This window comes from Pseudomonas sp. MF08817, from assembly GCF_059862705.1.
Window position 1 is genome coordinate 1 of record NZ_JCBCUY010000007.1, and the last position, 26,811, is coordinate 26,811.

Annotated in this window: 27 protein-coding genes; 3 read left to right on the forward strand and 24 right to left on the reverse strand. The window is 64.4% G+C overall.

The features are described 5' to 3' along the window. From AC19YR_RS05905 to AC19YR_RS05950, 10 genes are all read right to left on the reverse strand, one after another. Positions 1-982, reverse strand: a 982-nt coding sequence (locus AC19YR_RS05905) for a type VI secretion system Vgr family protein (RefSeq protein ID WP_500597547.1), incomplete at its 3' end; no start/stop codon positions are given. A 313-nt stretch (positions 983-1,295) separates the two neighbouring features. Beyond that, on the reverse strand, positions 1,296-2,873 hold the full coding sequence (locus tag AC19YR_RS05910) for a flagellar hook-associated protein 3 (RefSeq protein WP_095106980.1): 1,578 nt from the start codon (positions 2,871-2,873) through the stop codon (positions 1,296-1,298). Positions 2,874-2,887: 14 nt separating this feature from the next. Then, on the reverse strand, positions 2,888-4,945 hold the full coding sequence (gene flgK, locus AC19YR_RS05915; protein WP_500597548.1) for a flagellar hook-associated protein FlgK: 2,058 nt from the start codon (positions 4,943-4,945) through the stop codon (positions 2,888-2,890). Positions 4,946-4,955: 10 nt separating this feature from the next. After that, complete coding sequence (flgJ, locus tag AC19YR_RS05920; protein WP_500597549.1) at positions 4,956-6,227, reverse strand: flagellar assembly peptidoglycan hydrolase FlgJ; 1,272 nt, start codon at positions 6,225-6,227, stop codon at positions 4,956-4,958. A 9-nt stretch (positions 6,228-6,236) separates the two neighbouring features. Beyond that, complete coding sequence (locus AC19YR_RS05925) at positions 6,237-7,346, reverse strand: flagellar basal body P-ring protein FlgI (protein ID WP_095106974.1); 1,110 nt, start codon at positions 7,344-7,346, stop codon at positions 6,237-6,239. Positions 7,347-7,361: 15 nt separating this feature from the next. Next, positions 7,362-8,057 carry a flagellar basal body L-ring protein FlgH gene (gene flgH / locus AC19YR_RS05930; RefSeq protein WP_095106972.1) on the reverse strand — a complete coding sequence of 232 codons (696 nt, stop codon included), beginning with the start codon at positions 8,055-8,057 and terminating at the stop codon, positions 7,362-7,364. Positions 8,058-8,108: 51 nt separating this feature from the next. Beyond that, entirely contained in the window at positions 8,109-8,894 is a 786-nt protein-coding gene (gene flgG, locus AC19YR_RS05935; RefSeq protein ID WP_095106970.1) for a flagellar basal-body rod protein FlgG, read from the reverse strand. A gap of 45 nt (positions 8,895-8,939) precedes the next feature. Continuing rightward, positions 8,940-9,680 (reverse strand): flagellar basal body rod protein FlgF, encoded by a 741-nt coding sequence (locus tag AC19YR_RS05940; protein WP_095106968.1) that lies wholly within the window; start codon positions 9,678-9,680, stop codon positions 8,940-8,942. 469 nt (positions 9,681-10,149) lie between these two features. Then, positions 10,150-11,517: a DNA recombination protein RmuC gene (locus AC19YR_RS05945; protein ID WP_176465042.1), complete on the reverse strand. Its 1,368-nt coding sequence runs from the start codon at positions 11,515-11,517 to the stop codon at positions 10,150-10,152. Between the two features lie 175 nt (positions 11,518-11,692). Beyond that, complete coding sequence (locus tag AC19YR_RS05950; protein ID WP_500597552.1) at positions 11,693-12,016, reverse strand: sel1 repeat family protein; 324 nt, start codon at positions 12,014-12,016, stop codon at positions 11,693-11,695. Between the two features lie 947 nt (positions 12,017-12,963). On the opposite strand from AC19YR_RS05950, the gene AC19YR_RS05955 reads away from it, so the two are divergent. From AC19YR_RS05955 to AC19YR_RS05965, 3 genes are all read left to right on the forward strand, one after another. Continuing rightward, positions 12,964-13,188, forward strand: coding sequence for a hypothetical protein (locus AC19YR_RS05955; protein WP_007898912.1), 225 nt, complete (start codon positions 12,964-12,966; stop codon positions 13,186-13,188). Between the two features lie 278 nt (positions 13,189-13,466). Continuing rightward, positions 13,467-13,949 (forward strand): hypothetical protein, encoded by a 483-nt coding sequence (locus AC19YR_RS05960; protein ID WP_500597553.1) that lies wholly within the window; start codon positions 13,467-13,469, stop codon positions 13,947-13,949. 148 nt (positions 13,950-14,097) lie between these two features. After that, entirely contained in the window at positions 14,098-15,372 is a 1,275-nt protein-coding gene (locus AC19YR_RS05965) for an OmpP1/FadL family transporter (protein ID WP_095106960.1), read from the forward strand. Between the two features lie 66 nt (positions 15,373-15,438). Here AC19YR_RS05965 and AC19YR_RS05970 read toward each other — a convergent pair whose 3' ends face one another. The 14 genes from AC19YR_RS05970 to cobO all read right to left on the reverse strand — a co-directional run bounded on the left by AC19YR_RS05970 (position 15,439) and on the right by cobO (position 26,802). Beyond that, complete coding sequence (locus AC19YR_RS05970; protein WP_095106958.1) at positions 15,439-15,990, reverse strand: glutathione peroxidase; 552 nt, start codon at positions 15,988-15,990, stop codon at positions 15,439-15,441. Positions 15,991-16,046: 56 nt separating this feature from the next. Further along, complete coding sequence (locus AC19YR_RS05975) at positions 16,047-16,169, reverse strand: hypothetical protein (RefSeq protein WP_256576493.1); 123 nt, start codon at positions 16,167-16,169, stop codon at positions 16,047-16,049. Further along, positions 16,166-17,356, reverse strand: coding sequence for an MFS transporter (locus AC19YR_RS05980; RefSeq protein WP_176465041.1), 1,191 nt, complete (start codon positions 17,354-17,356; stop codon positions 16,166-16,168). Before AC19YR_RS05980 ends, AC19YR_RS05975 begins: the two co-directional genes overlap by 4 nt. Before the next feature lie 60 nt (positions 17,357-17,416). Continuing rightward, complete coding sequence (locus AC19YR_RS05985) at positions 17,417-17,821, reverse strand: MarR family winged helix-turn-helix transcriptional regulator (protein ID WP_095106951.1); 405 nt, start codon at positions 17,819-17,821, stop codon at positions 17,417-17,419. Positions 17,822-17,893: 72 nt separating this feature from the next. Continuing rightward, positions 17,894-18,625: an adenosylcobinamide-GDP ribazoletransferase gene (locus tag AC19YR_RS05990; protein ID WP_500597556.1), complete on the reverse strand. Its 732-nt coding sequence runs from the start codon at positions 18,623-18,625 to the stop codon at positions 17,894-17,896. Between the two features lie 2 nt (positions 18,626-18,627). Then, positions 18,628-19,203, reverse strand: a complete 576-nt coding sequence (cobC, locus tag AC19YR_RS05995; protein ID WP_500597558.1) for an alpha-ribazole phosphatase family protein — start codon at positions 19,201-19,203, stop codon at positions 18,628-18,630. Next, complete coding sequence (cobT, locus tag AC19YR_RS06000; RefSeq protein ID WP_500597559.1) at positions 19,200-20,252, reverse strand: nicotinate-nucleotide--dimethylbenzimidazole phosphoribosyltransferase; 1,053 nt, start codon at positions 20,250-20,252, stop codon at positions 19,200-19,202. Before cobT ends, cobC begins: the two co-directional genes overlap by 4 nt. Continuing rightward, positions 20,249-20,770 (reverse strand): bifunctional adenosylcobinamide kinase/adenosylcobinamide-phosphate guanylyltransferase, encoded by a 522-nt coding sequence (cobU, locus tag AC19YR_RS06005; RefSeq protein ID WP_095106939.1) that lies wholly within the window; start codon positions 20,768-20,770, stop codon positions 20,249-20,251. The genes cobT and cobU overlap by 4 nt, the downstream gene beginning before the upstream one ends. 65 nt (positions 20,771-20,835) lie before the next feature. Further along, positions 20,836-22,287 (reverse strand): cobyric acid synthase, encoded by a 1,452-nt coding sequence (locus tag AC19YR_RS06010; protein ID WP_500597561.1) that lies wholly within the window; start codon positions 22,285-22,287, stop codon positions 20,836-20,838. Continuing rightward, a complete protein-coding gene (cobD, locus tag AC19YR_RS06015; RefSeq protein ID WP_095106935.1) occupies positions 22,284-23,276 on the reverse strand; it encodes a threonine-phosphate decarboxylase CobD in 993 nt (330 codons plus the stop codon). Before cobD ends, AC19YR_RS06010 begins: the two co-directional genes overlap by 4 nt. Beyond that, positions 23,269-24,177 carry an adenosylcobinamide-phosphate synthase CbiB gene (gene cbiB / locus AC19YR_RS06020; RefSeq protein ID WP_500597563.1) on the reverse strand — a complete coding sequence of 303 codons (909 nt, stop codon included), beginning with the start codon at positions 24,175-24,177 and terminating at the stop codon, positions 23,269-23,271. Before cbiB ends, cobD begins: the two co-directional genes overlap by 8 nt. After that, positions 24,174-24,824, reverse strand: coding sequence for a 5,6-dimethylbenzimidazole synthase (bluB, locus tag AC19YR_RS06025; RefSeq protein WP_095106931.1), 651 nt, complete (start codon positions 24,822-24,824; stop codon positions 24,174-24,176). The genes cbiB and bluB overlap by 4 nt, the downstream gene beginning before the upstream one ends. Beyond that, a complete protein-coding gene (locus tag AC19YR_RS06030; protein WP_500597653.1) occupies positions 24,821-26,197 on the reverse strand; it encodes a cobyrinic acid a,c-diamide synthase CobB in 1,377 nt (458 codons plus the stop codon). Before AC19YR_RS06030 ends, bluB begins: the two co-directional genes overlap by 4 nt. Next, the gene (gene cobO, locus AC19YR_RS06035) at positions 26,191-26,802 is read right to left on the reverse strand and encodes a cob(I)yrinic acid a,c-diamide adenosyltransferase (protein WP_500597564.1); all 612 of its coding nucleotides are present in this window, start codon (positions 26,800-26,802) and stop codon (positions 26,191-26,193) included. The genes AC19YR_RS06030 and cobO overlap by 7 nt, the downstream gene beginning before the upstream one ends. Positions 26,803-26,811: the final 9 nt, after the last annotated feature.

Below are 26,811 nucleotides of genomic sequence, written 5' to 3' on the forward strand. Positions count from 1 at the left end.
CCCGGCAAAAAAACTGCAAGGGCCCAAGCTCAGGGTGGCCCTGCAGCCCATAACACACCCCCAACTGCAACCCAGGCTCCGCGCCTTCACCCTGAAAGTCATGGGCCCGCAGGCGCCGTGCGCCCAGCTGCTGTTCGGCACTGCCCTGGGCATGCTGCTCGGTAGCGAACACAGCGCCAGGGGCGGCGTCGAACACCTGCAACGGCGGCAGCGCCGGGCCTGCGTCGGCCGTTGCTTGGGCGCTACCACTCACCCCCAGCAACTGCGCAGCGTTCCACGAGCAGGTGACGGTACTGTCGCTGCTGATCTGTCGGTGCTCGCTGAAACGCTGAATGCCGTGGTCGAGTTGCGCCGCGTCTGTGCGGCTAAAAGGCAGGGTCACGCCCGCCGGCCATTGCCGCTGGCTGTCGACAATCAGCAACCGGGCACCGCCCTCGGCGTCGTGGTCGAGGTAAAAACTCAAGCCCTCTTCGGACCACACGCGGCAGATGAAGTCGAAATCCGTCTCACGGTGCTGCGTGCACAGTGCCCGCTTCACCAACGGCTGGGTGACGTGGGCCTGCCACTGCGCCAAGGGGTAATCGGCGAACACCCGAGCGGTGATTTGCAGGGCATCCAGGCCTTGGAATATCAGGGTGTTGCGCCGCTGCTTGAGCAACCCCAGCCAACTGCCCACCTGCAATCGATAGCGCGCCACGGCCCCGTCACCCCCGAGCGCCAGCACCTGTGCCACCACCCCCTGCCACGCGCGGGCGCGGCCATCATTGAGGGCCAGTTGCAGGGTCACGGCCGTGCCCGGCAATTGCTCGATATCCAGAGAAGCGGCAGGGCTCAGGCAGTCGAGGGTGAACGCCAGGTCCTGATTGATCGTCTCAGTGCCCTGAAACCGCGCCACCAGCAAGGCATCGGTCAGCACGGTGTGTAGTTGCAGCAGGCGGTTACGCTGGGAAAGCAGCTCACGCCATAGGAGTGTCTCCATCATTTCAACCTCGCAAACAAGCAAGGCGCGATGGTAACGACGCCGATTCCGGCTAGAAATCAGACTAAACGGACGCGATAAGTGGGAATCGGCCTACGACTGTTCAGGCCCTTAGCGGAGATGGCGGCAGGGCGGCTGCCGCCAGAGGTGCATGACGGCCCAATCGCGGGCGAGCGGAGCACCGCCCGGCCGCTCCCACAGAGGCTCCTCACACAGAAGCTCTTTCACTGGGAGGAGGTGAGTATCGCAACGCCCAAAACAAAACCGGCCAGCCCTGGTGTCAGGGCCGGCCGGCAGTGGTGCGTCACGCGAAGGGTCAGAGCTTGTTGAACAGGCTCAACTGGGAGATTTTCACGAACGCCAGTTGCGAGGCTTGCAGCATCGCCTGCTGGAACGCCAGGTCGATGGAGGCGGTGCCGATGTCGGTGTCCACGATGGCCGATTGGGAGCTTTTGTTGGCCAGGGTCTGGCTGGTGTTTTCCGTCTCCTGGATGGTCAGGGAATTGAGGCGCGAGCCGATAGCGCCGCGCACGGTGTCTACCTGGGTGCTGGCGTTGGCCAGGTTGGAGATGGCGGCATCCACGGCGTCCTTTTGCTTGGCCTGGGCCAATACGTCACCATCGGTGGGCACTTCCAGGGCCTTGCGCAACTGCGCCAGGGTGTCCAGTGCGCTCTGGCTGCGGTGGCTATCGGAACCTACGGCAAATTGGTCGCCGTTTTCGGGAACGCCACTGATCTCGAACTTGACGCCCGCGACCGTAATCGAGCTGCCCGTCATGGTGCCATCGGCAATGGGCTTGCTGTCGGGCCCGTAAGGCTGGGCGTAGACCTTGTAATCCGGGGCCGTGGTGAACTTGATGACCGCGCCGCCACTGGGGAACCCGGCCACATAGTCGGCCTTGTTATCCACCGCCGCACCCGTGACCTGGGCCGTGGAGGTGTTACTGGGCGTGCGCGAGACGTTGAAACTGTCCGGCTTGGTCGCAAGCTGGAAGATATGGTCCTTGACGGCCGCATCCGGGTCGATATCGGTGTCCTTGAGGTTCAGGCTGATGTCGAACTTCACGCCACGCAGCTCAATGCTCGAGGCCCCTTCCTTCTTCGCGTCGAAGAGGCCATTGCCCGGAATCTCCGAGGTCACGTCCGCCCCGCTGGCCCCTTTCACGGTGTACTGGGTGCTGCTGGTGAAATGCACCGTGTACGGCTCGTCGGAAGCGAAGCTCTTGGTATAGGCATTGGTGGAGGTCATCAGGCCGGCCGAAATCAACACCTTGTCGTCATTGACCGACAGCGGGTCCTTCACCACTTGGGTGCGGCCGGAGTTGATCGCCACTTCCAGAATGTTTTTGCCGGTGTCGTTGCTGGCGATTTTCAGCGTGTCCGACACTTGCAGGCTCAGCTCGGTTTCGTCGCCCTGATAGCTGTAGCTGCCATCGTTGTTCAACACATAGGGCGGCGTCGACGTCTTGGAGCCGGAGAACATGTACTGGCCCGCGGAATCCTTGGTGTTGAGCAGGCTCAGGACCTGTTTTTCCAACTCGCCGATTTCACCGGCAATCGACTTGCGATCGGCATCACTGATACCCGCACCGCCCGAACCACCGGCCTTGAGCGCCAGCTCACGGCCACGCTGAATGGCATCGTTGATGCTCACCAGCACGCTTTCTTCGTTGGCCAGGCTGTTCTTCAAGCTGCCGATATTGCCGTTGTACTGGGTCAGCATGTTTTGCTGCTGTTGCAGCAGCAGCAACTTGGCCGCACCCACCGGGTCATCCGCGGCCGACTGCAGGCGCACGCCGGAAGTGACCTGCTCCTGGGTCTTGACCACGTTGGAGAAGTTGTCGGAATACTTGTTCGCCGTGAACTCAAAATACTGGGCGGTAGAAATGCGCATCGTCGACGACTCCCTTAAAGACTGTTAATCAGCGTGCTGAAGGTTTCTTGCGCGGCTTTGATGATTTGCGACGACGCCGTGTAGTACTGCTGGAACTTGAGCAGATCGGAGGCTTCGTCTTCCAGGTTGACCCCGGACACCGAGTTACGCGCAGCCTTGGCGCTGGTCAGGATGGCGTTATTGGCCGCGTTGTCGACGCCGGCCTTGCTGGCATTGGCACCCACCTGCTCGACCAAACGGCTGTAAGAGCTGGTGATGCTGAACCCGGCATTGCCGTTGCTGATGCCCACCGTGGGCTTGTTCTGCAACTCCAGCATGGCGTTGGCGTTGCGGTTATCCGACTTACCTTCGGCGTTGAACTTGACGGTAAAGCCGTCGCCGTCGGCGGGGGCACCGCTGATGGCCGTGTTGAAGGCAAAGGTCCGTGGCTGCGAGGCGGCATCGAGCATCGGCGCGCCGGTTGCATCGCGCATCGGTACGTTGATGGTCAGCGCGTTCTTTTGCCCTGGAATGATGCTGCCACTGCCGATGTCCGCGCCTTTGGAGTCGAACACCTTGTAGCTCTGGGTGCCCGTGAGCGGGTCCGGTTTGCCGAAGGCGATCTTGACCGGCATGGCGTGTTCGATGCCGATGCGCTGTTGCGCCAGGTCCGCGCCGCCGTAGATGTCCAGGGGCAGAGTCAAGGACGGCGCATCCATGATGCCGGTGCCATCGTTGCCAGTGCTGGTGGCCACCAATGGGCCAGCAAACGCCAATTTGTTGGCATCGGTCAATTGCACGCCAATGTTGCTGGCGCCCGAGCGGGTCGGCGACACGGTGAAACTGTCACCGGCCTGCATGGGCCCGGCGCCATCCGGCGCCAACGAAACACCGTCGAACACCAGCGGCGGGTTGGGCGCCGGCAACGCGGAGTCAAACGAGCCCATGGCCTTGCCGTCCGAGCGGGTGACGCTGTAGGCCGTCGGGCTGCTGAAGGTCACTTTGTAGTCGAACACCGACAGCGCACTGGTGTCCTTGATGCTGACGTTCAGGTTGCCGGAGCCGGCGCTGTTGGTCGTAGCACCCTGGCTGCGCTGGGTAATGGCCGTGGCGCTGTTGAGGTTGTTGAACAACGACGTACCGAACTCACCGTTGGCGTCCAGGCCCTGGCCCAACTGGGTGTTGATCGCCCCGGTCACCACCATCGCAGTGCGGCCCAGGTCGTTCATGGCCGGCGCCAGCACTTCATCGCGATAACGCACCAAGCCGCCGATCTTGCCGCCGGTGACCACCGAGGTGATGTCGGCGCTGGTCTGGCCGTAGTTGATCGAGATGTTGTACTGGTTCTTATCGTTGGTCGATGGCGTCGCCGACAAGGTATTGGCGATGCTGCCCAATACCAGGGACTGGCCGGTGCCCAGGGAAATATCGTAGCTGCCATCACGCTCGTGAACCTTGACGCCCACCAGTTCGTTGAGCGAGCGCACCGCTTCGTTACGGGCATCGAGCAGGTTGGCCGGGCCGCTGCCGCCGGTGCTCGACTGCGAGATCTGCAGGTTCAGCGCGGCAATGGACGAGGTCAACTGGTTGACCTGGCTGGTCAAGGTGCCCAGTTGGCTGTTGATGCCTTCGTTCTGCTGGTTCAACTGCGAGGCGATGGAGTTGAAACGGTTGCTCAGGGTCTCGGCGCTGGTGAGCAGCAATTGCCGGGCCGGGACGTTGTCCGGGGTGGCCGCCGAAGTCTGCAGGGCGGAGAAGAAGCCGCTCAGGGCCGTGGTGATGCCGGTGGTCTTGTCCGAGAGCAGTTTGTCCACGGAGCCGATCTGGTCCAGGTACGCCTTGGCGTCGCTGCTCAGGGCCGTGGTGGTCTGCAACTGGCTATCAAGGAAGGAGTTGTAGATCCGGCGCACGTCGGCAAGGGTCGTGCCGCTGCCGATGAAGACGTTGCCGAACTGGTTCGAGGCCGAGCTGACCTGCACGTTCGACTGGCGCGAGTAGCCAGCAGTGTTGGCGTTGGCAATGTTATTACCAACGGTCGCCAAACCTGACTGGCTCGCGTTGAGCCCAGACATCCCGATGTTGATCAAACTCATGGCTCAAACCTTATAAAGTCGTGGTAACACTCGCCGAAGCGTAGTTTTCGTAGCTCTTCATCTGCTTGGCAATCTGCGAGATCTTGCTCGCATAGTTCGGGTCGGTGGCATAACCGGCCTTTTGCAACTCACGCACAAACTGTTCCGGGTTATCGGCCGACTTCAGCACTTCTTGATAACGATTGTTGCTCTGCAACAAGGTCACCAGGTCGTGGAAGCTGTCCTGATAGGAGTCATAGGAACGGAACGCCGCCGTCTCCTTGACCATCGCGCCATTGCGGAACTCGCTGGTGATGGCGCGGGCCTGGTCGCCCTTCCAATTGCCCGTGGCCTTGATGCCGAACAGGTTGTGGCTGCTGCTGCCGTCCTGCTGGCGCATGACCGACTTGCCCCAACCGGTTTCCAGGGCGGCCTGAGCCACCAGGTAACGTGGGTCGATGCCGATGCGATCCGCCGCCTGCTGGGCCATGGGCAACATGGTGGCGACAAACTGATCCGCCGAATCGAACGCCTTGCGCGCCGGCGCCAGCGGTGGCTGGGCCACGGCCCGGCCGTACACCTGCATACGCCCCCCAGGCGCGGCGAAGCTGCGCGCCGCTGGCCAGTCGCCCTTGACCACGCCATCGGCGGCGGCCGTGGCGCGCTCCGGCAACGCGGTGTGAGCCGCAGCGCTGGCGGACGGGACGATCCCGGCCAGCAGGCGATCGGCCATTTTCGGCGGCAAAGCCAGGCGCCGCTGGTTGAGCAGCGCCATGTCGTTGCGCACGCTGCCCGTCTCGCCGCTGGCGGCCACCGTGTGCTCGGCGCGCGAGGCCCACAACGGCCGCTGGCCATTGACCCGGCCCAGCGGCCCGTCAGCAGTGGTGCCGGCGGCAATCGGCGTGGGCACCGCCACAACGGCCGGGGCCTCGGTGCCCGAGATCAGGCCGGAGCCATCGGCGGGCTTGAGGTTTTTTTCTTTGGACATCTGGCGCATCAGCACATCGGCCAGGCCGATGCCGCCGCCCTCGCGGGACATCGAGACCGCCAGTTGCTGGTCGTACATTTCCTGGTACTGCTTGGCCGCCGCGGTGTTGAGCGGGTTGTCCTGGCCCAGAGTGTCGGTGGCCTTGCGCATGGACTTGAGCATCTCGTTGATGAACAGCGATTCGAATTCCTGGGCCACCTTGCGCAGGTTGCCGTCGCTGTTCTTGTCGCCCACCTTGAGCTGGTTCAAGCGATTGAGGTCCGAATAGGCCCCCGAATCCTGGCTCGACACCACACCGCTCTTACGAATATCCATGGCTGGGCCTCAAATCACGATCAGGTCGGCTTGCAAGGCGCCGGCCTGTTTCAGGGCTTCAAGGATCGCCATCAAGTCACCTGGCGCTGCGCCGACCTGGTTCACCGCCCGCACGATCTCATCGAGGGTGGTGCCCGGGCCGAACTTGAACATCGGCTTGGCTTCTTGCTGGGCATTGACCCGCGAGCGCGGCACCACGGCGGTCTGGCCGTTGGACAGCGGGCCGGGTTGGCTGACGATGGGGTCTTCGGTGATGGTCACCGTCAAGCTGCCGTGGGTGACCGCAGCCGGCGAAACCTTGACGTTCTGCCCGATAACAATGGTGCCGGTACGCGAATTGATGATGACCTTGGCCACCGCTTGGCCCGGATCGACCTCGAGGTTTTCCAGGATCGACAGGTAGTCCACGCGCTGGCTCGGGTCCAGGGGCGCGGTCACGCGGATCGAGCCGCCGTCGATGGCCTGGGCCACGCCTGGGCCGAGCATGTCGTTGATCTTGTCGACGATGCGCTTGGCGGTGGTGAAGTCGGAACGGTTGAGGTTCAGCGTCAGGCTGTTGCCCTGGTTGAAACCACTGGGCACCGCACGCTCCACCGAAGCACCGCCCGGGATGCGCCCGGCCGACGGGACGTTGACGGTGATCTTGGAACCATCACGGCCCTCGGCGTCGAACCCGCCCACCACCAGGTTGCCCTGGGCGATGGCGTAGACGTTGCCGTCGATGCCCTTGAGCGGCGTCATCAGCAGCGTGCCGCCGCGCAGGCTCTTGGAGTTACCGATGGAGGACACGGTGATATCCACTTGCTGGCCCGGCTTGGCGAACGCCGGCAGGTCGGCACTGATAGACACCGCCGCGACGTTCTTCAACTGCACGTTGCCCGAGCCCGGCGGCACCTTGATGCCGAACTGCGAGAGCATGTTGTTGAAGGTTTGCAGGGTAAACGGGGTCTGGGTGGTCTGGTCGCCCGTACCGTTGAGCCCCACCACCAGGCCATAGCCGATCAATTGGTTGGAACGCACGCCCGAAATACTGGCGATGTCCTTGAGCCGCTCGGCGTGAGCGGCCAAGGGAATGCCCGTCAACAACAGGGCCGCCAGCAGGTGCTTGAAATTGCGCATGAGACGTTTCATCACCTAGAAAGGGAACAGCGGGCTGAGGAAGAACCGGTCGAACCAGCCCGGCTGGCTGGCGTCGGCGAACGAGCCGGTGCCCGAGTACGTGATGCGCGCGTCGGCAACCCGGGTCGAGGACACCGTGTTGTCGGTAGCGATGTCGTCGGAACGCACCAGCCCGGCTATACGCACCAGCTCATCGCCGGTGTTGAGGGTCATCCACTTCTCGCCGCGTACCGCAATGATGCCGTTGGGCAGCACATCGGCCACGGTCACGGTGATCGAACCGGTCAGGCTGTTGCCCTGCCCGGCCTTGCTATCGCCCTTGGTGGCGCGGTCGCCGCTATAGCCCACGTCCAGGCTCAAATCGCCACCGCCCACTGGGTTATTGGTGTTCAGCCCGCCACCGAACAGCGACGTCAGGCCAATGCCGGTCTTGCTGTTCTTGGCCAATTGGGAGTTGGCGTTTTTGCTGGCCTGGGTCTTCTCGTTCAGGGTGATGGTGATGATGTCACCGACCCGGAACGCCTTGCGGTCGCCATACAGGTTCTGCTCGAAACCGGCCTGGTAGATCGAACCGTTATTGGCCGCCGCAGGCAAAGGGGTGCGCGGCAACACCGGCGCGTAGTAAGGGTCATTGGGCTTTGGCGGCGGCGCGACACAGCCCGCGAGCACCACGGCCCCACTCAATGCAAGCACACACACAAACCGATTCATGACCCTTCCTCACGGTGTAGCTGGCCCCCTCACGGGCGCCTTAAAGACTGATTACAGATTCTGCGTTACGAACGAGAGCATCTGGTCGGCGGTGGAAATCACCTTGGAGTTCATCTCGTAGGCACGCTGGGTGGTAATCATGTTGACCATCTCCTCCACGGTGCTGACGTTGGAGGTTTCCAGGGTGTTTTGCAGCGTCAGGCCAAAGCCGTTCAGGCCCGGGGTGCCGATCTGCGGCGCGCCGCTGGCGGCGGTTTCCATGAACAGGTTGCCACCGGCGGCTTGCAGGCCGGCCGGGTTGATGAAGTCGGCGGTCTGCAGGTTGCCGATCACCTGGGCGGCCGGGTTGCCGGCGATGGTGATGGACACGGTGCCGTCCTGGCCCACGGTGAAGGTCTTGGCGTCGGCCGGCACGACAATGGCCGGCTCCAGCGCGTAGCCGTTGGCCGTAACGATCTGGCCGTTGGAGTCCAGGTGGAAGGTGCCGTCACGGGTGTAGGCCGTGGTGCCGTCCGGTTGCAGGATCTGGAAGAAGCCCCGGCCGTTAATGGCCATGTCCAGCGGCTGCTCGGTGGTTTGCAGGCTGCCGGCGTTGAAGTTCTTCTGCGTGCCGACGATGCGCACACCGGTACCCACTTGCAGGCCCGACGGCAGTTCGCTGTCCTGGGTCGACTGGGCGCCAGGCTGGCGTTTGATCTGGTAGAGCAGGTCCTGGAACTCGGCGCGATCGCGTTTGAAACCCGTGGTCGAGACGTTGGCCAGGTTGTTGGAAATGGTAGTCAGGTTGGTGTCCTGGGCGGACAGGCCTGTTTTGGCAACCCATAGAGCCGGAAGCATTCGATTCTCCTCGTGCGCCTGTTTTACGGCGCGACGTTGTGGTGATTAGCTGATCTGCAAGACCCGAGCCATGGCCTGGTCGTCTTCTTTGGCGGTGTTCATCATCTTGATGTGCAGCTCGAACTGCTTGGCCAGGGCCAGCACCGAGGTCATTTCCTCAACCGCATTGACGTTGCTCGACTCCAGGAACCCAGACACCAATTGCACGTTGGCGTCGGCCGGCGCGGGCTGGCCGTCCTTGGTGTGGATCGAACCGTCCAGGCCTTTGGTCATGGTCTTGAGGTCCGGGTTGACCAACTTGATGCGGTCCACTTCGGCCATCACCCGCGGGCCTTCACCCATGGCGCGGATACTGATGGTGCCGTCCTGGCCGACTTCGATCTTCTGCTCGGGCGGCACGGCAATCGGCCCGCCATTGCCCATCACCGGCATGCCATTGCCGGCGCGCAACATACCCAGGGCGTCGACATTCAGGCTGCCAGTGCGCACATAACCTTCACCGCCATCCGGGGTCTGCACGGCGATCCAGCCATTGCCGCTCACGGCCACGTCCAGGTCCCGCCCGGTTTCCACCAGGGAGCCGGCGCTGAAATCCGTGGCCGGCCGCTCGGTCAGGGCAAAGGCCCGCGCCGGAAAGCTGTCGCCGAACACCGGCATCGAGCGCGCCTGCTCCAGGTCGCGCTGGAAACCGTTGGTGGAGATGTTCGCCAGGTTGTTGGCATGAGCCTTCTGCGCCAAGGCATTCTGGCTGGCGCCGGTCATTGCCACATAAAGGTACTTGTCCACAGTCGTTCCTCTGCATGCCGGACGTTTGCCGCCCACTGCTGTACTGACTGAGCCACAAGCAATTTGCAGACCAACTCACTCTGTGACGCCTCGCGAGCAAGCGCCACGGGGGGATTGGCCGCTGGCAGCCCATTGCAAGGGCCAACACAAAGACGAAAAACCGGCGGTGTTATGCCGCTGGGCGGCAAAGATCGGTGGCTTGAGCGACCCGGGGGGAGTTAATCCTTGTGGGAACGGGTTTGCCCGCGATGGCGGTGGTTGGGCTGTATAGAGGCGGCTTGGCAGTACCGGCCTCATCGCGAGCAGAGCCCGCTCCCACAGTTGAACAGTGGTGTGGGTGGGATTTTGATCTTTCCTCTGTGGGAGCGAGCCTGCTCGCGATGGCCGCTGAGTGGCGGTGACGAATGGCAGGGGTAATACAGTTGCTCCCACAACAAACTCGGGCCTACAAAAAAACCTGCTGCGCGCTCTACTCCGGCAACTCCAGCATCTGCCCATCTTCATCGGTCATGGCCCGCTCCAGCAGGTCGGCCGGCAGGCTTTTGCTGGCGCGGGCGCCGAGCAGTTTGAGTTGTTCGCTACGGCTGACCAGGTTGCCGCGCCCTTCTGTCAGCTTGTTGCGCGCCGAGGCGTAGGCTTTGTCCAACTGCTGTAAACGCCCGCCAATTTCGTCCAGATCCTGGATAAACAGCACGAACTTGTCGTACAGCCACCCGGCGCGCTCGGCGATTTCCCGGGCGTTCTGGCTCTGGCGTTCCTGCTTCCACAGGCTGTCGATCACCCGCAACGTGGCCAGCAGGGTGGTGGGGCTGACGATCACGATATTGCGGTCGAACGCCTCCTGGAACAGGTTCGGCTCGGCTTGCAGGGCGGCGGAAAACGCCGCCTCGATGGGCACGAACAGCAACACGAAATCCAGGCTGTGCAGCCCTTCCAACCGCTTGTAGTCCTTGCCGGCCAAGCCTTTGACGTGATTGCGCAACGACAGCACATGCTGCTTGAGGGCAATCTGGCCGACGCCGTCATCGTCGGCCGCCACGTACTGCTGATACGCAGTGAGGCTGACCTTGGAGTCGACCACCACCTGCTTGTCGCCCGGCAAGAGGATCAGCACATCCGGTTGAAAGCGCTCGCCGTCCGGGCCCTTGAGGCTGACCTGGGTCTGGTACTCGCGGCCCTTCTCCAGCCCGGCGTGCTCCAGTACCCGCTCCAGGATCAGCTCGCCCCAGTTGCCTTGGGTTTTCTGGCCTTTGAGGGCGCGGGTCAGGTTGGTGGCTTCATCACTCAGCCGCAGGTTCAGTTGTTGTAGGCGTTCAAGCTCCTTGCCCAGGGAAAAACGCTCGCGGGCTTCGGCCTGGTAGCTTTCCTCGACGCGCTTTTCAAAGGACTGGATGCGCTCTTTCAAGGGGTCGAGCAATTGCCCCAGGCGTTGCTGGCTGGTCTCGGCAAAACGTTGCTCGCGCTCGTCGAAGATTTTCCCGGCCAACTCGGCGAACTGCGCGCGCAACTCGTCCCGCGAGCCTTGCAGATCGGTCAGGCGTTGCTGATGGCTGTCCTGCTGCTCACGCAACTCGGCCGCCAGGGCCGCAGCCTGGGCGTCGAGGCGGCGCAGTTCGGCGTCCTTGCCGGCGCGTTCCAGGTTCCAGGCGTGGGCGGCATCGCGGGCATTGTCGCGCTCGATCTGTAACAGCTCGACCTCGCGGCGCAGGGCCGCCAGTTCCGCCTGTTTGAGGGTATTGGCCTGGCCCAGGTCGCTGATTTCGTCGCGGGCCGCGTCGAGTTGGGCATTGAGCCCTTCCTGGGCCAGTTGCGCGGTGTTGAGGCGCTCTTCGAGCAACGCCAGGCCAGCCTGGGCGCTGGCGGCGCGGCGCTGGATCTGCCAGGCCAGCACCAACAGCGGCAACCCGGCGGCCACCAGCCCCAGCACGATGCTGATTAAGTCCACAGCCATAGCCACTCCTGCCATCGGGATAAAAGCCGAAGGTTAACCAAGGCCTGGCGCCAGGGACAGCTCAGCCTTCGATTTGCGCCAGTTCTTGCTGGGCGCGCTCATCGCCGGCGCGGGCGGCCTGGCGCAGCAGGTCGTGGCCGATGCGGCGGTCGCGGGCATTGCCGCATTCGCGGCACATCAACTGGCCCAAACGGCTCTGAGCCATCACCACCCCTTCACGGGCCGGTTGCTTGAGCAAACGGCCGGCCAGGTGCTTGACGCTGTAGTTGGCGGCCAGGCGCGGGTTGTCCAGCAGCCACACGGCCACGCGCAAGGTGAAACGGCGAGGTTCGGTAACACCGCTAGGTGGCTGGATAACAGAGTTTGATACTGAGCGAAACTTCATAAAGCACTGTGGGGTAGATCGCAGGGCGCGCCACTCTACTCCTTTTTTCCCACGGGTAAAGCTGAAAAAATTGCGGCACGCCCGTGCTAGAGCAAGCGCCTGGGACAATCCACAGAAGCTGTGGATAACTCAGTGGACAACTGCCCCCGAACCGCCTCAAACCCCCACGGGCCGGGGCTCGCGCTCAAACTGACGATTTTTTCACCAGCAAAAAAAAACGATGTTTTTCATTGACTTAAATTTCCCATGCAGGCAGCACCGGCGCAGCGGGGCCAGGTGACAGCACGGTGACAAGCGGCGCAACTTTTGTGCACAAGTACCCATGAAGCGGTTATATCGGCGCCCCTTTTTAGCTCGCCACGGCGATAATCCCCGCCCCCATCCGCCACCACGCACCACAAGCGCACAGCCAGCCGGCGTGCAGGCAAAAAAACAATTTTGTGCTACCCCCGCCAAGCGCGCCAAACCCACCCTGGCAAGTTTTTTTGCCTATCACACTTCCTTTCTCAAATTCAATGCGTTAGTATCCGCGGCGTTAGTACCAAGCTGAAAGTCAATTACGGTCGCACAGTCCCCCGGTAAACCTTCCCTAAAGAGAAGCCTCTACCGACAACACGGGGTCCGACCACCTCGATGGTTTCCAGGTATCACTTACGCCAACACTGCCTTTGAACTGCAAAGGGTGCTGCGAAGTTTTCATACTCTGACCGAACCAACCTGCAAATTGATCAGGATCTTCACCCTGGGCCCAGAACCTTTGCCCTTGATGTGCTGCCTGCCCTCCTAAGTACCTACCTGCCAGCCCAAGCGCGCCAATTAATTGCGCTCTCCACTGGCTGCTTTGTTCCAGTCGGGTTCTTCGTTCGACCAATGGTGGTCGACGTTACTGGAACGTTTTAACGTTGCACGGTTCTTAACCGTGTCATTTGTAGGAACACCTAATAACTATGTCGACTCAAATCCATACTCAGGATGCCATTCGCACCCTAACCAATGCTTTTGCACCTATGAACTGCCTCATCATGGCAGCACGCAAAGGCTGTTTCAGCTTCACGCTGGTCAACGAACACGGTATCGCCCGTCACAGCGAACGCCTGTACCCCGACCAGTACTCCAGCGCCGAGCCGCTGCAGGCCGTGATCGAGCGTACCCGTCAGGCACTGGTTGCCTGATACGCCGTAAAGGCTGAAACACCCAAAAGCCTCGCCTTACAAAGCGAGGCTTTTTATTGCCTGCACACTTTGCCCGATCGTTGGACAACTAAGATCGAACAGATATATCGGTTATAACTCGCCGACAGAAATGTTGTTAAAACAGGCCTTTACAGCCGCAATATGACACTACACTTCAACTCAAGCGGCATGATCCGCTTGCGGCGAGCCTGATCCTCCCTTCCCTGCTGCCAAGCGCCATCAGGCATCGCCGCCCACCTTTCGGTTCCGAGGGTTTTATGGGTATCGCCGCCAGCGAACTGTGCCGCTACGTGATTCGTCCGACCCTGCTTTACCTCGGGGCCCACAGTCAAACCGCAGAAACCCTGCTGCTGGGCATCGCCGCCAGCCAGTCGGCCCTCGGCACCGCCCTGCACGACCGCCGCGGCCATGGCCTGTACCGCATCGCCGAACCCCGCCACCGCGCCCTGTGGGACCACTACCTGGCCCTGGACCCGGAGCGCGCCAGCCTGGTACGCGGCCTGGCCAGCCAACATGCCTTCCTCAGCGGCCCGCACCTGGAGCTAACGGTCAACCTGCGCTACGCCACCGCCATTGCCTGGCTGTTGGTAGAAGAACAACAGGCCGTACTCCCCGAACCCGGCGACCTTTTGGGCATGGCCCGTATCTGGCGTCAGACGTTTCAACCCCAGGGTCGCCTGCGGGATTTCACCCGTGCCTGGCACACCTGCATCGCCCCTGCCAGCCAAATCGCCTGCTAATCGGGCGTTTTGCAAGATTGCATGGAACGCGCTGGGAAAATGGTCGGATTGTCCTACAAAACCGCTCTAACTCAAGCATTACAGCGCTATAGCGCTTGAGCGAAAATGTTGGTAATTTCCGCCCCGGTGATTTCCCGGAGTTCTAATAATGAAAAAAGTAATGCTCAAATCCAGCCTTAGCCTTGCCGTCATGATGGCGTCCACGCAGGTCTTCGCCAGTGGCTTTGCCATCAACGAACAGAGCATCAGTGGCATGGGTACTGGTTTTGCCGGGCGTTCGTCCATCGCTGACGACGCCAGCACCGTTTTTGGCAACCCTGCCGGTATGTCCCGCCTCAAGCGTGAACAAGTCACCGGCGGTATCGCACTGCTCGACGCCCACACCGATATCAGCGATGTCAGCGCCAGCCACCCCGGCTCCAGCAAGGGCGACATGGTGCCGTTCATCGGCGTGCCCATGGGTTACTACGTCAAACCCATCGACGACCACTGGACCTTCGGCCTGGGCATGTATGCCCCATTCGGCCTGGTCACCGACTACGAAAGCGGCTTTGCCGGCCGTTATTTCGGCAGCAAGAGCGACGTCAAGGTCATGACCTTGCAGCCCACCGTGAGCTACGCCTTCAACGACCAGGTGTCGATCGGTTTCGGCCCGACCATCAACCGCATCACCGGTGCCCTGGAGTCCGCCCTGTCGGTGACCCCGGCCGCCGCGAACATCCCCGATGGCAAGGTCAAGATCAAGGGCGACGACGTGGCCCTGGGCTACAACGTGGGCATTCTGGTACAGGCCACCGACAGCACCCGCGTGGGCCTGACCTACCACTCCAAGGTCAAGTACAAGCTTGAGGGCGACACCAAGGTCAACTACGGCGTGCTGGGCCTGATCGGCCAGAAAGCCAGCCAGAAGTACGACGCCTCCCTGAGCCTTGAAACCCCAGAGTCGGTGGACTTCTCGGTGACCCACGCCCTGGACGACCAGTGGACCCTCTACGCCGGTTCCACCTGGACCCGCTGGAGCCGCCTCAAAGAAATCACCGTGGAAAACAGCGGTGTACCCGGCGCATTGGCCGGCCAGTTCGGCGAAATCACCGAAGAACAGAACTGGCACGACACCTGGGCCCACGCCATCGGCGCGTCGTACCAGTTGAACAAGCAATGGGTGCTGCGCACCGGCCTGTCGTTCGACCAGGCACCGACCAACAACACCAACCGCTCGCCGCGCATCCCCACTGGCGATCGCAAGATCCTCAGCATCGGCGCTGGTTGGAGCCCGACCGACGACCTGACCATCGACGTGGCGTACTCGTACCTGCGTGAAGAATCGGTGCGGGTCGACGACAACAACGGCCGCCAATCCTACAAAGCCAAGTATGAGAACTCGGCCAACGGTTTTGGCGTAGGCGCTACCTACCGCTTCTGATAGGCCGCCGCGTACAAAAAAGCCCCGCGCTCTTACACAGAGGCGGGGCTTTTTCGTGGCCGGCGATCAGGGTTTGGAGGCCAGGGCCTGCTCCACGGCCTGGAGGAATTCAGCGTTGTCCGGCTTGGTCAGGCTGGAAAAATTGGCAATTACCCGGCCCTGGCGGTCCACCACGTACTTGTAGAAATTCCACTTCGGCGCGCTGCTCTGTTCGGCCAGGACCTTGAACAGATGGGTGGCATCGGCGCCGCGCACGTGCTGCGGCTCGGTCATGGTGAAGGTCACCCCGTAATTGACGTAGCACACCTTAGCCGTCTCGGCGCCGTCCTTGGCTTCTTGCTTGAAGTCGTTGGACGGCACGCCGATCACTTCAAGCCCCTCGCCCTGGTAACGCTGGTACAAGGCTTCGAGGCCTTTGAACTGCGGGGCGAAGCCGCAAAAGCTCGCCGTGTTGACCACCACCAGCGGCTTACCGGCGAAACGCTGGCACAGGTCGATGGTTTCCTTGGCATGCAACTTGGGCAGCGAGCCCTGCAACAGCGGCGCGCATTCCCCCGCCAAGGCCGAGCCGCCCATGGCCGCCAAGAGGGCGGGAACCGCAAGCCAGCGCATCAGCATGGTGAATGTCCTTTGAAAAGTCGTTGGAGGGTGACGTTACTCGCCCTCCCGCGCCTCTAGCAAGCGCCCATGCCCAGTTGCATCAACGCCAGGCCCCCCTGGTGCCAGCCCCACCAGGCCAGGCCCAGCAACAGCGCCGCCAGGGCCAGAGCCACACAGGTGCGCAGCACTCGCTTCATAGCGCGACCTGCAAGCGCGCCACCGGGCGCTCGCGTACCGGCCAGTTGAGCGCCGCCGCCAGCAGGCTGAGGAGGATCGCCACCTGCCAGATCAGGTCATAACTGCCCGTGCGGTCGTACACCACGCCGCCTAGCCAGCCACCGAGGAACGAGCCCAATTGGTGGAAGAGAAAGACAATGCCGCCAAGCATCGACAGGTTGCGCACGCCGAAGAGTGTGGCCACGGTGCCGTTGGTCAGCGGCACCGTGGACAACCACAAAAAGCCCATGGCCATGCCGAACAGGTAAGCGCTGACCTGGGTTACCGGCAGCCACAGGAACAGGCCGATCACCACCGCGCGCAGCAGGTACAGGCCCGTGAGCAGGCGTGGCTTGGACATCCGCCCGCCCAACCACCCGGCGGTGTAGGTGCCGAAGATATTGAACAAGCCAATCAGCGCCAGCACCGTGGTACCGGTGGTGGCGGGCAGGTGCTGGTCCACCAGGTAGGCCGGCAGGTGCACGCCAATGAACACCACTTGAAAGCCGCAAACGAAAAACCCCACCGCCAGCAGCCAGAACCCGGAATGGGAACACGCCTCGCGTAGCGCTTCGCCCAGGGTCTGTTCATGGCCCAGCAGCGGCAACGGCTTGTCCTTGAGCATGCTCACCAGCGGCACGATCAGCGCCACCAGCAGGCCCAGCACGAGCAAAGCCGCCGACCAGCCCAGCCAACCGATCAGGCCCAGGGTGCCGGGGAGCATGGCGAACTGGCCGAAAGACCCGGCAGCACTGGCGATGCCCATGGCCAGGCTGCGTTTCTCCGGCGCCACGGCGCGCCCCACCACGCCGAGAATCACTGAGAACGAGGTGCCCGACAGGCCCACGCCAATCAGCAAACCCGCGCTCAGGGACAGGGTCAGCGCCGAGTCGGACAAGCCCATGCAGATCAGCCCCACGGCGTACAGCACGCCGCCGATCAACACCACTTTGGCCGCGCCGAAGCGGTCGGCCAGGGCGCCGGTGAAGGGTTGGGTCAGGCCCCAGATGAGGTTTTGCAGGGCGATGGCGAAGGCGAACACTTCCCGGCCCCAGCCAAAATCGGCGCTCATCGGCGCCAGGAACAGGCCAAAGCCGTGCCGCACGCCCAAGGACAGCGCCAAAATCAGCGCGCTGCCCAGCAAAATCCAGCCACTGGTTCGCCACATCGTTGTCATTTTTATTCTCCAGTCGCGGGTATATACCCGTTTATCAACAAACAAAATCGCTTAGGCGAGTTCGTCCAGCAAGGCCAACAAGGTTTCGCGTTTTTCTGCGCCCAGTCGTTCGATCAAGCGTTGCTGCGCCGCTTCCCATGCCGGCAGGGCCGCTGCCAGTCGTTCGCGCCCCGCTTCGGTGAGTTGCACGACGCGGTTGCGCTGGTCTTCGCCCTCCACCAGGGTCACCAAGCCATCACACTCCAGCACCCGCAGGTTGCGGCCCAAAGTGCTGCGGTCCAGGCCCATGGCCTGGGCCAGGTTGGAAATGCTCGGCTGGTCCAGGCGTTGCAGGTTACAGAGCAGGGAGTACTGGGCGACGTTGATCCCGAAGCCATCCAGGGCGCCGTCGTAATGCCTGCTGACGCCACGGGCGGCGCGACGCAGGTTGGTGCACAAACACTGAGAAGGAAGCATGGTGCGTGTATATACCCGCAGTCAGGCAAAAAGCAACAAAATGATTCAGCGCCGGCCGCGCCGCCGCCCCGTTCAAAACAGCACCCAACCCACCAGCACCGCCATTTCCAGCAGCTCCAGCAGTGCCCCGGCGGTATCGCCCGTGGTGCCACCCAGGCGCTGGATCATCACCCGGCGCAGCCATACGAACAGCAGCGCCGCCAGCAGCACCGCCAAGCCGCCGGGGATACCGCCCAGCGCCACACACGCCACACCACTGGCCACCAACACCTGCTGGCCGACCTGGCGCGGCACGTGGTCGGCCAGGGCCTGGCCCAAACCGCCGGCACGCACGTAGCGGGTGGTGAGGAACAGCGCAAGCAAAGCGCTGCGGCCGATCAACGGCGCCACCACCAGGGCCATGGCGCCGCCCTGCTCGATCAACGCCACCAACGCGGTGAACTTGAGCAGCAACACCAACCCCAGGGTGACCACGGCAATGGGCCCGCTGCGCGGGTCTTTCATGATCTCCAGGGTGCGCTCCCGGTCGCCAAAACCGCCGAGCCAGGCATCGGCGCTGTCGGCCAGGCCATCGAGGTGCAAGCCGCCGCTGAGCACCACCCAGGCCGCCAGCAACAGCGCCGCGTGCAGCAATAATGGCGTACCCGCCAGCAACCCGTGCAGCCCCCACAGCACCGCGCCGAACAGCAAGCCCACCAGCGGATAAAACAGCAGGGAACGCCCCAACTCTTGCGGCGCGGGCATGCCCGGCAAGCGGATCGGCAGGCAGCTGAGAAATTGCAGGGCGATCCAGAACGCCAACATGCTCAAGCCTCCTCGTGCAACACAGCGTCAGCCTCGACCCGCAAGGCGAACAGCGCGCCATGGGCCACTTCGACGTTAAGCAATTGCTCGCGGGGCAAGCCCCGGGCGCGGGCCAGCAGCAGGCGCATCACCCCGCCGTGGCTGACCAGCAACACCCGCTGCCCGGCGTAGGCGCGGTGCAAACGCTGCACCGCCGCCAGCACTCGCGCGGCGAACTGCGTCACCGGCTCGCCCTCGGGTGGGGTGAAGGCGTAAGGGTCGCTCCAGAACAGGCCCAAGCCTTCGGCGTCGGTTTCCATCAGCGCCGCCGCGCTGCGCCCTTCCCAGGCGCCAAAATGCAGTTCTTGCAGATCGGCTTCCAGGTCCACCGGCACACCGAGGCGCGCGCCCAGTTCTTCGGCGAAACGGGCGCAGCGTTGTAGCGGCGAGCTAAGCACTCGGTCCCACGGCCCCTGGGCCTGCACCGCCGCGCGCATCTGCGCCCAGCCGTGCTCGGTCAGGGCGTCGTCCAGGCTACCGCGCAAGCCGCCGCCCAGCTCGGTTTCGCCGTGGCGCAGCAGGTCCAGGCGCAAGGTCATGCCGGGCGATCCGCCACGGCGGCTTCGGCGAAGGTAGCCATTTGCCCGTGCAGGTCGCAGGCCAGGCGCAGCAACGGCACCGCCAGCGCCGCACCGCTGCCCTCGCCCAGGCGCAGGCTCAGGTCCAGCAACGGCTCAGCCTGCAAGGCCTGCAGCACATGGCGATGACCCGGCTCGGCACTGCGATGGCCAAACAGCAACCACGGCCGGCAGCCTGGGTTCAGGCGCACGGCCACCAGGGCCGCGACGCTACAGATAAAGCCGTCAACCAGCACCGCGATGCCTTCCTGGGCGCAGGCCAGGTAAGCGCCCACCAGCGCTGCCACTTCAAAACCGCCCAGGTTATAGAGGGTCTGCAACGGGTCGCCGCGCTGGGCGGCGTGCAGGGCCAGGGCCCGTTCGATGACCACGGCTTTGTGGCTGACCCCCGCCGCGTCCAGCCCCGTGCCGGGCCCGGCCAAGTGGCTCACCGGGCAATCGAGCAAGGCGCAGGCCAGGGCGCTGGCGCTGGTGGTGTTGCCGATGCCCATTTCGCCACCAATCCACAACTCGGCGCCCGCCGCCCGCGCCCGCAGCACGCTGTCGCGCCCCGCCGCCAGGGCCTGCTGGCCCTGGGCCGCGGTCATGGCTGGGGCCTTGGCGAAATTCGCCGTGCCCGGCCCCAGGTTGAGGTGGCGCACGCCCGGCAGGTTCAGCGCCGGGTCGATGGTGCCTAGGTCGACCACCTCCAATTGCGCCGCCAGTTGCCGCGCCAACACGCTGATGGCTGCGCCGCCGCTGACGAAGTTGTGCAGCATCTGCCCGGTCACCGCTTGCGGGTAGGCGGACACGCCCTCGGCCACCACCCCGTGGTCGCCGGCGAAAATCGCGATCCACACCTGCTGCGCCGCAGGTTTGAGCCGCCCTTGCAGCGCCGCCATCTGCACCGCCAACGCTTCGAGCTGGCCCAGGGAGCCGGCCGGCTTGGTCAATTGCTGCTGGCGCGCCAGGGCTTGCTCGCGAGCCTGGGCGTCGGGGGTGCGGCACGGGTTCAGCCACCATTGCTTCATAAGGGGGTTCCTTTCAACGTCAGGGGTAGCCCGGCGACGGTCAATACCACGCGCTGGCAACGCTCGGCCAGGGCTTGATGCAGCCAACCGGCCTCGTCGACATAACGGCGCGTCAGCTCACCCATAGGCACCACGCCCATGCCGGTTTCGTTGCTGACGAAAATGATCTGCCCCGGCAAGGCGCCGAGGCAGTCGAGCAGGTGTTCGCGCTCCTGGGCCAGGCGCGCGGGGTCGTCCTGCATCAGCAGGTTGGTCAGCCACAGGGTCAGGCAATCGACCAGCAGGCAAGTGTCGGCGCGGGCGTTGTCGCGCAGCACCCGGGCCAATGCCAGGGGTTCTTCGATCAGCCCCCAGTGGGCCGGGCGGCGCTCGCGGTGATGGGCAACGCGCGCGCTCATTTCACCGTCAAGGGCTTGGCTGGTGGCGATATAGGTCACCGCCAGAGCGCTGTCGGCAGCGAGTTTTTCCGCCAGGCGGCTTTTGCCGGAACGGGCGCCGCCGAGGATCAGTTGGTGCATAGGGCTTTTTCCTTTAAAGGGGGTGTGGTGACGGGCGCTATCGCGAGCAGGCTCGCTCCCACCACTCAAACCCCGCATAACTCGCGCAACAGGCCGGTATCCAAATGCTGTTCCACCATGTCCGCCAGGCGTTCGATATCGCGCTCGCGCAGGGCGTGGTAGTCCACCTCCTGCACCTGTTGCACCCCAGCCCAGCGCAGCAGCGCGGCGCAGGCTGGGGGGGCTTCAAAGAGGCCGTGCAGGTAGGTACCCAGAATCTGCCCATCAGCACTTCGGGCGCCGTCGCGACGGCCATCGTCCAGGTGCACGGCGGGGTGTTCCAGGGCCGCACCGGTGGTCACCCCGGCGTGGATTTCGTAACCGCTGACCGCCGCGTTCTCCAGGGCCAGGTGGCCGCGCACGTTGCGCAGTTGCTTCTCTTGCTCCAGCACCGTGTCGAAGGCCAACAGGCCCAGCCCGGCACTGGAACCCGGCGCGCCTTCCAGGCCCAAGGGGTCGTGGAGCTGCTGGCCGAGCATCTGCAAACCGCCGCAAATGCCCAACAGCTTGCCGCCGTAGCGCAGGTGGCGGCGGATGGCCGTGTCCCAGCCGTTGGCGCGCAGGTACGCGAGGTCGCTGCGCACGCTTTTGGAGCCGGGGAGGATTATCAGGTCTGCCGCCGGGATAGCCTGGCCGGGGCCGATGAACTGCAAATCCACCTGGGGGTGCAGGCGCAGCGGGTCGAAATCGGTGTGGTTGCTGATGCGCGGCAGCACCGGCACCAGCACCTTGAGCACCTGTTCGGCCTTGTCGGCCTGGCGTTGGTCGATGCCGTCCTCGGCCTCCAGGTGCAGGTCCATCACGTAGGGCAGCACGCCCACCACCGGTTTGCCGGTGCGAGCCTCAAGCCAATCCAGGCCCGGTTGCAGCAGGGCGAGGTCGCCGCGAAAGCGGTTGATGATGAACCCCTTGACCCGCGCCTGTTCGCTGGCCGAGAGCAGCTCCAGGGTGCCGACCAAATGGGCGAACACGCCACCACGGTTGATGTCGGCGATCAGCAGCACCGGGCAGTCCACCGCTTCGGCAAAGCCCATGTTGGCGATGTCACCGGCACGCAGGTTGATTTCCGCCGGCGAGCCGGCGCCCTCCACCATCACCACCGGGTAGGCCGCACTCAAACGCCGGTGGGAGGCCAGCACCGCTTGCATCGCGATGGCCTTGTAGTCGTGATAGGCCACCGCGTTCATGCTGGCGACCGCGCGGCCATGGATGATGACCTGGGCGCCCGTATCGCTGTTGGGCTTGAGCAGCACCGGGTTCATGTCGGTGTGGGGTTGCAGGTTCGCAGCCTGGGCCTGCACCGCTTGGGCGCGGCCGATTTCGCCACCATCGGCGGTCACTGCACTGTTGAGCGCCATGTTTTGCGGCTTGAACGGCACCACCGCAACGCCTTGGCGCACCAGCCAGCGGCACAGCGCGGTGACGAGGGTGCTTTTGCCAGCATCGGAGGTGGTGCCCTGCACCATCAGGGTGGTCATGGGTTTTCCTGGGTGTAGGCGGCAAAGGCCTGATCCAGGCGCAGCCAGTCGGCCTCTTCCCCTGGCAGGCCAAAGCGCAGGCTGCTGTCGTGGGCGAACAGGCGCAGCAAAATGCCGCGCCGCGCCATGAAATCCTGTACCTGCGCGGCGTGCTCGGTGCGCAGCCACTGGAACAGCGCGCAACCGCCCTGGGGCGCAAAGCCGTGTGCTTCCAGCAGCTGGGCCAGGCGTGCGCTGGCCACTTCGCTACGCTGGCGCTGGCGGGCGTGGCCAGCGCTGTCGGCCAGGCACAATTGCCCCAGCACCCGCGTCGGCCCGGCCACTGCCCAGGGCCCGACCTGATCGGCCAGCAAGCGCAGCAGTTTGCGCTCGGCCAGCACGAAGCCCAGGCGCACCCCGGCCAAACCGAAGAACTTGCCGAACGAACGCAGCACGATCAGCCCAACCTGGTGCGCATGCCCGGCCAGGCTCAGGTGCGGGGTGTTGTCCATAAAGGCTTCGTCCACCACCAGCCAGCCGCCGCGCTGGGCCAGGCGTGCGTGCCAGTCCAGCAGGCGCTCGGGGGGCAGGCTCAGGCCCGTGGGGTTGTTGGGGTTGACCACCACCAGCACGTCGAGTTGGTCGATAAAGAAGTCGACTTCAGCCTGCGACACTTCCCGCACGATGTAGCCGCCACGGCGCCACGCCTCGGCATGTTCGGCATAGCACGGCGACAGCACGCCGACCTTGCCCACGCGGCGCAAACGCGGCAGCAATTGGATCGCCGCTTGCGAGCCGGGCACCGGCAGCACGTGGGCGGCGCCGTAGTAGTCGCGGGCAGCTTGCTCCAAGCCGTCCTCGGTTTCCGGCAGACGCGCCCAGGCCCGCAGCGGGATCGGCGGGATCGGCCAGGGCCACGGCGCCAGGCCGCTGGAGAGGTCCAGCCACTCGTCTTGGGCAATGCCGTATTGCGCGCAGGCTTTGCGCAGGCGCCCACCGTGCTCAAGCATAGAATTCGGCCCCCATGCACAAGATCAGCAACCACAGCCACACGCCGCGCTGCACCAGTTGCCAGCCACGGTCGATGGCATCGGCGTCGGCCGGTGGGCCTTCGCCCAGGGTCGGGCGCTGGTGCAACTCGCCGTGATAGACCGCCGCGCCGCCCAGCTCCACCCCCAGGGCACCCGCGCCGGCAGCCATTACCGGGCCAGCATTGGGGCTGTCCCAAGTAGGGCCTTGCGTGCGCCAGCATTTAAGCGCCAGGCGTGTTTTGCCCAGTAGCGCGTAGGTCAAGGCGACCAGCCGCGCGGGAATGTAGTTGAGCAGGTCGTCGATTTTTGCCGCCGCCCAGCCGAAGCGCTCGAAGCGTTCGTTGCGATAGCCCCACATGGCGTCCAGGGTATTGCTCAGGCGATACAGCACCACCCCCGGCGCGCCGGCCACGGCAAACCAGAACAGCGCGGCGAACACCGCGTCGCTGCCGTTTTCCAGCACCGACTCGGTGGCCGCCCGGGCGACGGCAGTGTCGTCCAGCTCGGCGGTTTCGCGGCTGACCAGGTAGCCAACGCGTTTGCGCGCCTCTGCCAGGTCACCGGCGCGCAGGGCCTGGGCCACTGGCGCCACATGCTCGCCGAGGCTGCGCAGGCCGAGGGCGCAGTACAGCGCGAGGACTTCCACCAGCCAACCGATGTAGGGCAGCCACGACAAAGCTGTAGCCACCAGGGTCAAGGGCAGCACGGCCAGCACCCACGCGGTCACGCCGTGGCTACGCCAGCCGCGCCCGGCGGCATTGAAACGCCGCTCGATGCGCTCGGCGAACGCGCCGAACGCCACCAGCGGATGCCAGCGTCTGGGCTCGCCCAGCAACGCATCCAGCGCCACCGCGGCGGCACTCAACAACGCCACACTCATTGACTCACTCCCCATTGGTTCTCAAACAACAACTCACTCAACGGCCGGGCCTGGGCCCAGCCTTCGAGCACCAGCATCGGTGCTGGATAAAATGCCTCCACCGGCCCCAGGCACAGCACCGCCAAGGGCTTGGCCCCGGCGGGCAGGCCCAGCAGGTCGGCCAGGGCCTGGGGCTCGAACAGCGACACCCAGCCCAGGCCCAGGCCTTCGGCGCGGGCCGCCAGCCAGAGGTTCTGGATGGCGCAAGACAGCGAGGCCAGGTCCATTTCCGGCAAGGTGCGGCGGCCGAACACGTGGCGCTCGCGGTCATCGCTCAGGGCCGCCACCAGCACTTCGGCGCAGTCGTTGATGCCTTCGACCTTGAGCTTCATGAACTCACTGGAACGCTCACCCAACGCCTCGGCGGTGCGCACCCGTTCCTCTTCCACCAACTGCTGGATGCGCCCGCGCAGCGCCCGGTCGCTGATGCGGATAAAGCGCCAGGGCTGCATCAGCCCCACGCTGGGGGCGCAATGGGCGGCTTCGAGCAAGCGGCGCAGCAACGCCGGCGCCACCGTGCCGCCGCTGAAGTGGCGCATGTCACGGCGCTCGGCGATGGCGCGGTAGACGGCGGCGCGGTCGGCCTCTGGGAAGGCGTTGTCGGTCATTGGCTTATCGCGAGCAGGCTCGCTCCCACAGGAGTTTCACCGGCCTCTGTGGGAGCGAGCCTGCTCGCGATAGCGGTCTGGGGCATAAACAAAGCCGCCACCGCCCGCGGGTTGGACGGAAAGTAAAAGTGCACATAGGAGGCCGTCATCCGCCCGTCCCGGTACACCGCTTCGGCGCCGCGCCCGCCGTTGGGGCTCAGGCCCCGGGCGATGGGGGCCAGCGTGGTGGTGGTCAGCGAATGGTGATAGGTGTGGCCACGCAGGCTGCCTTCGGGCAGGTCCACCGTTTGCAGGGCCAGGGCGGCCAAGCGTTTTTGCATCACCGCAGCGCCCGGCAACAGGCCCAGCAGCGGTGCACTCACGCCTTCGACGTCCGTGAGGGAGTCGAGCAGATACAGCATGCCGCCGCACTCGGCCAGCAACGGTTTGCCCGCGCGGTGGTGGGCGCGGATAGCCTCCAGCATCGGCGTGTTCTGCGCCAACGCGACGTGGTGCAACTCCGGGTAACCGCCGGGCAGGTAAAGGCTGTCGACCTCGGGCAACCCGCTGTCATGAATAGGTGAGAAGAAGTGCAACTGGGCGCCCATCGCCCGCAGCAGGTCGAGGCTGGCGCCATAGGTGAAGGCGAACGCCTCGTCCCGCGCCACGGCGATGCGCACGCCGGCCAACAACGGCTCGGCAACCACAGGCTGGGGCGCGGCGAAGGCCACGGCGGGCGGCAGTGCCACTTCGCAACTGCTGGCCAGAGCCGTGGCGGCCGCGTCCAGGCGCAGGTCGAGGTCGTTCAGTTCACTGGCCTGCACCAGGCCCAGGTGGCGGCTGGGCAGCTCGATGCCCGTCTCGCGGGACAACGCGCCGTACCAGCGCAGGCCTTCGGTGAGGCTGCCTTCGAGCAGTTGCGCATGGCGCAGGGTGCCGACGCGGTTGGCCAGCACCCCGGCAAAGGGCAGGTCCGGCTGGTAGCGCGCCAAGCCCAGGGCCAGGGCGCCGAAGGTCTGGGCCATGGCGGTGCCGTCGATCACGCCCAGCACCGGCACGCCGAAGTGGCGCGCCAGGTCGGCACTGGAGGGCGTGCCGTCGAACAGGCCCATGACGCCTTCGATCAGGATCAGGTCGGCCTCCCCCGCCGCTTCCCACAACAGGCGACGGCTTTCCTGCTCGCCCACCATCCACATATCCAGTTGGTACACCGGCGCACCGCTGGCACGCTCCAGAATCATCGGGTCGAGAAAGTCCGGGCCGCATTTGAACACGCGCACCTGGCGCCCCTGGTTACGGTGCAGGCGCGCCAGGGCGGCGGTGACCGTGGTTTTGCCCTGGCCGGACGCCGGCGCCGCAATCAGCACGGCCGGGCACTGGCGCACACTCACAATTCGATGCCTTTTTGCGCCTTGATGCCGGCCTGGAAGGCGTGCTTGAGCAGCCCCATTTCGGTGACGGTGTCGGCCAGCTCGATCATTTGCTCCTTGGCCCCACGGCCGGTGACCACCACGTGTTGCATCGGCGGGCGGGCCTGCAGGTCGCTGAGCACTTGGTCCAGGTCCAGGTAGCCGTGCTTGAGGGCGATGTTCAGTTCATCGAGCACCACCAGGCCGATGGCCGGGTCGCTGAGCAACTGGCGCGATACCGCCCACGCCGCTTGGGCGGCGGCGATGTCGCGCTGGCGGTCCTGGGTTTCCCAGGTGAAGCCTTCGCCCATCACGTGAAAGCGCACCTGCTCGGGGAAACGGCGGAAAAACAACTCCTCGCCCGTGCTGTTGCGGCCCTTGATGAACTGCACCACGCCGCACTGCATGCCGTGGCCCATGGCGCGGGCGAGCATGCCGAACGCCGAGCTGCTCTTGCCCTTGCCGTTGCCGCTGAGCACCAGCAGCAAGCCGCACTCGTTGGGCGAGTTGGCGATGCGTTCATCGATCACGGCTTTTTTGCGCAGCATGCGCGCCAGGTGGCGCTCGTCGCGTTCGGGGGAATCGGTCATGGGGCAGCT